Raw genomic sequence first — 6760 nt, 5'->3', positions numbered from 1 at the left:
GTCGGCGTGTCGGGATCTGACACGCCGACGGGACGCAAATTCCATTGAAATTGGACGTGCGATTTCAATGGAATTTTGATCCTGGTCGGTGACCACCTGCAGCACCGGCGCGCGCGACGAGGGGTTGGGATCGCACTCAGGCGATGAGGCGTTGGACCACTCCGTCGGCGAGGAGGCGGCCTCGGCCGGTAAGGACGCAGCGGCCCGCGGTGAGGGCTTCCCGGTCGAGGAGGCCGTCGGTCACCGCCTGCTTCGCCGCGAGGACTCCGGATTCGTCCAGGGCCTCGATCGAAAGGCCTTCCGCCACGCGGAGTTCCAGCATGACCCGCTCGATGCGCTGGTCCTCGGCGCTCAGCCGCTCGCGGCCCGCCGCCGGCGAGTTGCCCTCCGCCAGCTGGGACGCGTAGCGGGCCGGGTGCTTGACGTTCCACCAGCGGACTCCGCCGACGTGGCTGTGCGCGCCGGGACCGGCGCCCCACCAGTCCCCGCCCTGCCAGTAGCCGAGGTTGTGGCGGCAGGCCGCCTCCTCGTCGCTGGCCCAGTTCGACACCTCGTACCAGGTCAGGCCCACCTCGGCGAGGGTCCGGTCGATCAGCTCGTAGCGGTCGGCGAGCACGTCGTCGTCGGGCATCGGCAGTTCGCCGCGGCGGACCTTGCGGGCCATCGCCGTGCCGTCCTCCACGATCAGCGCGTAGGCCGAGACGTGGTCCACGCCGGTGCTCAGCACCGCTTCCAGCGAGCGGCGCAGGTCGTCGTCGGTCTCCCCCGGCGTGCCGTAGATCAGGTCCAAGTTGACGTGCTCGAACCCGGCCGCGCGCGCCTCTCGGGCCGCCGCCACCGCGCGGCCCGGGGTGTGCCGCCGCTCCAGGACCCGCAGCACGTGCTCGGCGGCCGACTGCATGCCCAGCGACACCCGCGTGTACCCGGCGTCGCGGATCGCGGCGAAGAACTCCGGCGAGGTCGACTCGGGGTTGGACTCGGTGGTGACCTCCGCCTCATCCGCCAGGCCGAACGTGGCGCGGATCGCGTCCACGACCTCGCCCAGGCGCTGCGCTCCGAGCAGCGACGGCGTGCCGCCTCCGACGAACACCGTCTGCGCCTGCGGCACCGGCGCACCGCCCTGCGCGAGCACCCGCGAACCCAGCTCCAGCTCGGCCTTCAGACCGTCCAGCCAGCTGCCGAAACCGGCGGAAGAGCCCAGCTCATCGGCGGTGTAGGTGTTGAAGTCGCAGTACCCGCAGCGGGTGGCGCAGAACGGCACGTGGACGTACACCCCGAAGGGCCGCGAACCGAGTCCGGTCAGGGCCTCGGGCGGCAGGGTTCCATCGGCCGGCGCGGGTTCGCCGGTGGGCAGCTGAGCAGGCACAGCACCACTGTCTCACCATTCGGATGGCCCTGGACCGGCTGGTGGGCGCGTGGCACGCTCCTTCACATGGGCGCAACCTTGCCGACGCTTTTGCTGGTCGCCCGCCGCTACGTGGACCTGCGGCGGGTCTCCAGCTGTTTGTGCCGCGCTACGGGTTGATCCCGCGCTGCTGCATTGTCCAGTCGGCGCCGGGGGCGCCGAGCAGTGCGATCCGTCACCGACGGGGTTCCACGCGGCGTCACCGCGCCTGAATCCCGGAGGTCGGACATGGTCCCCCCGACGGAAGCCGCCCCTCGCCCAGCCCGGAAGCGCAAGACGCGCGGCGAAGGCCAGTGGGCGCTCGGCTACCGCGAGCCGCTCAACGCCAACGAGCGGTCCAAGAAGGACGACAACCCGCTCAACGTCCGGCAGCGCATCGAGACGATCTACGCCCACGGCGGCTTCGACTCGATCGACCCGGCCGACCTGCGGGGTCGTTTCCGCTGGTGGGGTCTCTACACCCAGCGCGCACCGGGCATCCCGGGCGCGCGCACCGGCACGATCGAGCCCGAGGAGCTCGACGACCGCTACTTCATGCTGCGGGTGCGCATCGACGGCGGTGCGCTGACCACCGAGCAGCTGCGCACCATCGGCGAGATCTCGCAGACCTACGCCCGCGACACCGCCGACATCACCGACCGGCAGAACGTCCAGCTGCACTGGGTGCGGGTGGAGGACGTGCCGACGATCTGGCAGAAGCTGGAGTCCGTCGGGCTGTCCACCACCGAGGCGTGCGGCGACTGCCCGCGCGTGGTGCTGGGTTCGCCGGTGGCCGGGATCGCCGCCGACGAGATCATCGACGCCACCCCGGCGATCGAGGAGATCACCGAGAAGTTCATCGGCGACCGGTCGCTGTCGAACCTGCCGCGCAAGTTCAAGTCGGCGATCAGCGGTTCGCCGCGTTGGGACACGGTTCCGGAGATCAACGACATCTCGCTGGTCGGCGTGGAGCACCCGGAGCACGGCCCCGGTTTCGACCTGTGGGTCGGCGGCGGCCTGTCGACCAACCCGAAGCTGGCCGTGCGCCTCGGTGCCTGGGTGCCGCTGGGCGAGGTCGCCGAGGTGTGGCACGCGGTGGTGCAGATCTTCCGCGACTACGGCTACCGGCGGCTGCGTCACCGCGCCCGGTTGAAGTTCCTGCTCAACGACTGGGGCCCGGAGAAGTTCCGCCAGGTGCTGGAGGACGAGTACCTGGACCGCAAGCTGATCGACGGTCCCGCACCGAAGACGCCGACCGGCGCGCGCGACCACATCGGCGTGCACCCGCAGGTCGACGGGAACTTCTACGTCGGGGTGAAGTCCGAGGCCGGGCGGGTCAGCGGCTCGACGCTGATGGAGGTGGCCAAGGCCGCCGAGCGCGCCGGCTCGCGGCGAGTTCGCACCACCGTGGAGCAGAACCTGCTCGTGCTGGACGTGGCGCGGTCCGAAGTGGACGGACTGGTGTCGGACCTGGCCGAGCTGGGCCTGCAGGCCGACCCGTCGCCGTGGCGGCGCAGCGTGATCGCCTGCACCGGCATCGAGTTCTGCAAGCTGGCCATCGTCGAGACCAAGCAGCGGGCGATCGCCCTGGTCCACGACTTGGAGAAGCGGCTGGCCGACATCCAGGGCGACATCGCCGACCCGGTGACGATCAACCTCAACGGCTGCCCGAACGCCTGCGCCCGCACCCAGGTCGCCGACATCGGCTTGAAGGGCCAGATGGTGCCCGACGGCGACGGCAACCCGGTGGAGGGCTTCCAGGTGCACCTGGGCGGTGGGCTCGGCATCGACGCCGGGTTCGGCCGCAAGATCCGCGGTCACAAGGTCACCTCCGCCGAGCTCGGCGACTACGTGGAGCGCCTGGTCCGCCACTACCTGGAGCAGCGCGGCGAGGGCGAGCGGTTCGCGCAGTGGGTCGCCCGCGCCGACGAGGACGACCTCAAATGAGCCGGGCGGCACCGTTCTACTGCCCGTACTGCGGCGAAGAGGACCTGGCGCCCGAAGCCGAACCGGCCGGGGCGTGGAAGTGCTTGTCGTGCCTGCGGGTCTTCGCGGTGCGGCTCGTCGGGTTGGCCTTGGGAGAGGAACAGCGATGACCACCACGAACATCGGCACCCGGCGCAGCGACGAGGAGCTGCGGGCGCTGGTCGAGGAAGCCGCCCCGCGACTGGCCGGGGCCAGCGCCGAGGAAGCGCTGCGCTGGGCCGCGGAGAACTTCGGCGACGGGCTGATCGTCGCGTCGAACATGCAGGACGCGGTGCTGGTCGACCTGGCGGCCAAGGCGAAACCGGGCGTGGACGTCCTGTTCCTGGAGACGGGCTACCACTTCGCCGAGACCATCGGCACCCGCGACGCGGTGGCGCAGGTCTACGACGTCACCATCGTCGACGCTCTCCCGGCGCAGACGGTCGCCGAGCAGGACGCCGCTGAGGGCCCGCGGCTCTACGAGCGGGACCCGAACCGCTGCTGCTTCCTGCGCAAGGTGGTGCCGCTGCGCAACACCCTGGCCCGCTACGAGGCGTGGGTGACGGGTGTGCGGCGGGTGGAGGCGCCGACGCGCGCGAACACCCCGATCGTCACCTGGGACGAGCGCAACGGGCTGGTCAAGATCAACCCGCTGGCGGCGTGGTCGGACGAGGAGATGCAGCAGTACATCGACGAGCACGGCGTGCTGGTGAACCCGCTGGTCGCGGCCGGATACCCGTCGATCGGCTGCCAACCGTGCACCGCCAAACCCGCCCCGGGCGCGGACCCGCGCAGCGGCCGGTGGGCGGGCAGCGCCAAAACCGAGTGCGGACTGCACGGCTGAGACCCCTGGGAGAGGACATGACTGCAATCGACCTGCCGGCCGAGCCGCTGACCGACGCACCGCCGCAGGTGGACAACCTCGACGCGCTGGAGTCCGAGGCGATCCACATCTTCCGCGAGGTCGCCGGGGAGTTCGACCGGCCGGTGATCCTGTTCTCCGGCGGCAAGGACTCCACGGTGCTGGTGCACCTGGCGCTCAAGGCGTTCCGGCCCGCACCGGTGCCGTTCCCGCTGCTGCACGTCGACACCGGGCACAACTTCCCGGAGGTGCTGGCGTTCCGCGACGAGATCGCGGCCCGGCACGACCTGCGGCTGGTGGTGGCGTCGGTGCAGGACTACATCGACGACGGTCGTCTGGAGGAGCGCGCGGACGGCACCCGCAACCCGCTGCAGACCACGCCGCTGCTGGACGCCATCGGCGACAACCGGTTCGACGCGGTGTTCGGCGGCGGTCGCCGCGACGAGGAGCGGGCCCGCGCCAAGGAGCGGATCTTCAGCCTGCGCAACGCCTTCGGCCAGTGGGACCCGCGCCGCCAGCGCCCCGAGCTGTGGAACCTCTACAACGGACGGCACCGTCCGGGCGAGCACGTACGGGTGTTCCCGCTGTCGAACTGGACCGAGCTGGACATCTGGCGCTACATCCAGCGGGAGAAGATCGAGCTGCCGGACATCTACTACGCGCACCGCCGCGAGGTCTACCAGCGCGACGGCATGTGGCTGACCTCCGGCCCGTGGGGCGGTCCGCGCGACGGCGAAGTGCCGTCGCTGAAGACGGTCCGCTACCGCACGGTCGGCGACGGATCCTGCACCGGCGCAGTGGAATCCGAGGCGTACACGGTGGACGACGTCATCGCCGAGGTCGCGGCCAGCCGCCTGACCGAGCGCGGCGCCACCCGCGCGGACGACCGCATCTCGGAAGCAGCGATGGAAGACCGCAAGCGCGAGGGCTACTTCTGATGTCGTGAGCGTTTCGGGGCGCTGCGGCACCCCGAAACGCTCACGACCCCACTCCCCGAGCCGAACCACCAGGAATGGGTTCCCGAATGACCGAGACGACCACCCGCACCGCGCCGGACAGCGGCACCGAGGTGACTTTGCCGGTGCAGACCGACTTGCTGCGGTTGGCCACCGCCGGATCCGTTGACGACGGCAAGAGCACCCTGGTCGGACGGCTGCTGCACGACACCAAGTCGGTGCTGGCCGACCAGCTGGACGCCGTGCACCGCGCCAGCGCCGACCGCGGCCTGGCGACGCCGGACCTGTCGCTGCTGGTCGACGGCCTGCGCGCGGAGCGCGAGCAGGGCATCACCATCGACGTCGCCTACCGCTACTTCGCCACCCCGAAGCGCACCTTCGTGCTGGCCGACACCCCCGGACACGTGCAGTACACCCGCAACACCGTCACAGGTGCCTCGACGGCGCAGCTGGCGGTGCTGCTGGTGGACGCGCGCAAGGGCGTCATCGAGCAGACCCGGCGGCACGCGGCGGTGCTGGCGCTGCTGGGCGTGCCGCAGCTGGTGCTGGCGGTCAACAAGATCGACATGGTCGACTTCGACGAAGCGGTGTTCACCCGCATCGCCGCCGAGTTCGCCGAGCACGCCCGCGCGCTGGGCTACCGCGACGAGTCCGTGGTGACCATCCCGGTGTCCGCGCTGCTCGGCGACAACGTGGTGGAGCGTTCGGCGAACACGCCCTGGTACGACGGCCCGTCGCTGCTGGAGCACTTGGAGAGCGTGCCGGTGGCGCCGGACCCGCACGACGCGCCGTTCCGCCTGCCGGTGCAGTACGTGATCCGCCCGCGCACCGCCGAGCACCCGGACTACCGGGGTTACGCGGGCCAGGTGGCGGCCGGGATCGTCGCCGAGGGCGACGAGGTCGTGGTGCTCCCGGCCGGGGTGCGCACGCGCGTGTCCAAGGTGGACACACCGAACGGCGCGAAGCCCAGTGCCGCGGCGGGTCATTCGGTCACGCTGCTTCTGGCTGATGACGTGGACATCTCACGCGGTGACCTGATCGCCGCCGCCGACTCCGCCCCGGAGTTGACCGACGAGCTCGACGCCACGGTGTGCTGGCTGGCCGAGAAGCCGCTGAAGGCGGGTGCGAAGGTGCTGGTGAAGCACGGTACTCGCACGGTGCAGGCCATCGTCACCGAGCTGTCGGCCCGCTTCGACGAGCAGCAGCTGTCCAGTGTGGATGGTCCGGATGCGTTGCAGCTCAACGAGATCGGCCGGGTGCAGCTGCGCACCGCGGAGCGGCTGCCGGTGGACGCCTACGCGGCCAGCCGCCGCACCGGCTCGTTCCTGGTGATCGACCCCGCCGACGGAACCACGCTGGCCGCGGGCCTGATCGGGGTGCCGCTGGCGCCGTTCGCGGCGGAATGACCATGGCGGCACCTCTGGTGGCAGTCGCCCACGGCAGCCGGGACCCGCGTTCGGCCGCGACCATCCACGCCCTGCTGGACGTGGTGCGCGAGCTGCGCCCGGACCTCGACGTAATTCGGGCGTGAGACACCCGTGGAAGTCAATCGATCCGACCGAAGGAGGCTCCTCGTGAGCCCTGGACCGTCCG

The 6760-nt window shown here is 70.9% G+C and carries 7 protein-coding genes and 1 pseudogene; 7 read left to right on the top strand and 1 reads right to left on the bottom strand.

Annotated features, from left to right (window positions below; genetic code table 11):
- Positions 1-136: 136 nt before the first annotated feature.
- Complete coding sequence (gene hemW, locus ABTZ89_RS33310; RefSeq protein ID WP_351052297.1) at positions 137-1366, bottom strand: radical SAM family heme chaperone HemW; 1230 nt, start codon at positions 1364-1366, stop codon at positions 137-139.
- A gap of 66 nt (positions 1367-1432) precedes the next feature.
- Between hemW and ABTZ89_RS33305 the strand changes: the two genes are divergently transcribed.
- The 7 genes and pseudogenes from ABTZ89_RS33305 to ABTZ89_RS33275 form a co-directional block, all read left to right on the top strand.
- Positions 1433-1525: a putative leader peptide gene (locus ABTZ89_RS33305; protein ID WP_351052295.1), complete on the top strand. Its 93-nt coding sequence runs from the start codon at positions 1433-1435 to the stop codon at positions 1523-1525.
- A 108-nt stretch (positions 1526-1633) separates the two neighbouring features.
- Positions 1634-3331: a nitrite/sulfite reductase gene (locus ABTZ89_RS33300; RefSeq protein ID WP_351052292.1), complete on the top strand. Its 1698-nt coding sequence runs from the start codon at positions 1634-1636 to the stop codon at positions 3329-3331.
- Entirely contained in the window at positions 3328-3480 is a 153-nt protein-coding gene (locus tag ABTZ89_RS33295) for a hypothetical protein (RefSeq protein WP_270952083.1), read from the top strand. The genes ABTZ89_RS33300 and ABTZ89_RS33295 overlap by 4 nt, the downstream gene beginning before the upstream one ends.
- The gene (locus ABTZ89_RS33290; protein WP_351052289.1) at positions 3477-4193 is read left to right on the top strand and encodes a phosphoadenylyl-sulfate reductase; all 717 of its coding nucleotides are present in this window, start codon (positions 3477-3479) and stop codon (positions 4191-4193) included. The genes ABTZ89_RS33295 and ABTZ89_RS33290 overlap by 4 nt, the downstream gene beginning before the upstream one ends.
- Positions 4194-4210: 17 nt before the next feature.
- On the top strand, positions 4211-5149 hold the full coding sequence (cysD, locus tag ABTZ89_RS33285; protein WP_270952085.1) for a sulfate adenylyltransferase subunit CysD: 939 nt from the start codon (positions 4211-4213) through the stop codon (positions 5147-5149).
- Between the two features lie 86 nt (positions 5150-5235).
- Entirely contained in the window at positions 5236-6573 is a 1338-nt protein-coding gene (locus ABTZ89_RS33280) for a sulfate adenylyltransferase subunit 1 (RefSeq protein WP_270952087.1), read from the top strand.
- Between the two features lie 2 nt (positions 6574-6575).
- Positions 6576-6686: pseudogene (locus ABTZ89_RS33275) on the top strand (sirohydrochlorin chelatase); the annotation flags it as partial.
- Positions 6687-6760: the final 74 nt, after the last annotated feature.

Source organism: Saccharopolyspora sp. NPDC002686, assembly GCF_040295745.1.
GTDB lineage: Bacteria > Actinomycetota > Actinomycetes > Mycobacteriales > Pseudonocardiaceae > Saccharopolyspora > Saccharopolyspora oryzae.
Note: the sequence above shows the minus strand (reverse complement) of the source record. Positions and strands in the feature narration are given on the sequence as shown.

Coding starts and splice junctions, on each gene's coding strand:
- ABTZ89_RS33280 (WP_270952087.1), top strand. CDS start 5,236: ATGACCGAGACGACCACCCGCACCGCGCCGGACAGCGGCACCGAGGTG.
- cysD (WP_270952085.1), top strand. CDS start 4,211: ATGACTGCAATCGACCTGCCGGCCGAGCCGCTGACCGACGCACCGCCG.
- ABTZ89_RS33295 (WP_270952083.1), top strand. CDS start 3,328: ATGAGCCGGGCGGCACCGTTCTACTGCCCGTACTGCGGCGAAGAGGAC.
- ABTZ89_RS33305 (WP_351052295.1), top strand. CDS start 1,433: ATGGGCGCAACCTTGCCGACGCTTTTGCTGGTCGCCCGCCGCTACGTG.
- ABTZ89_RS33300 (WP_351052292.1), top strand. CDS start 1,634: ATGGTCCCCCCGACGGAAGCCGCCCCTCGCCCAGCCCGGAAGCGCAAG.
- ABTZ89_RS33290 (WP_351052289.1), top strand. CDS start 3,477: ATGACCACCACGAACATCGGCACCCGGCGCAGCGACGAGGAGCTGCGG.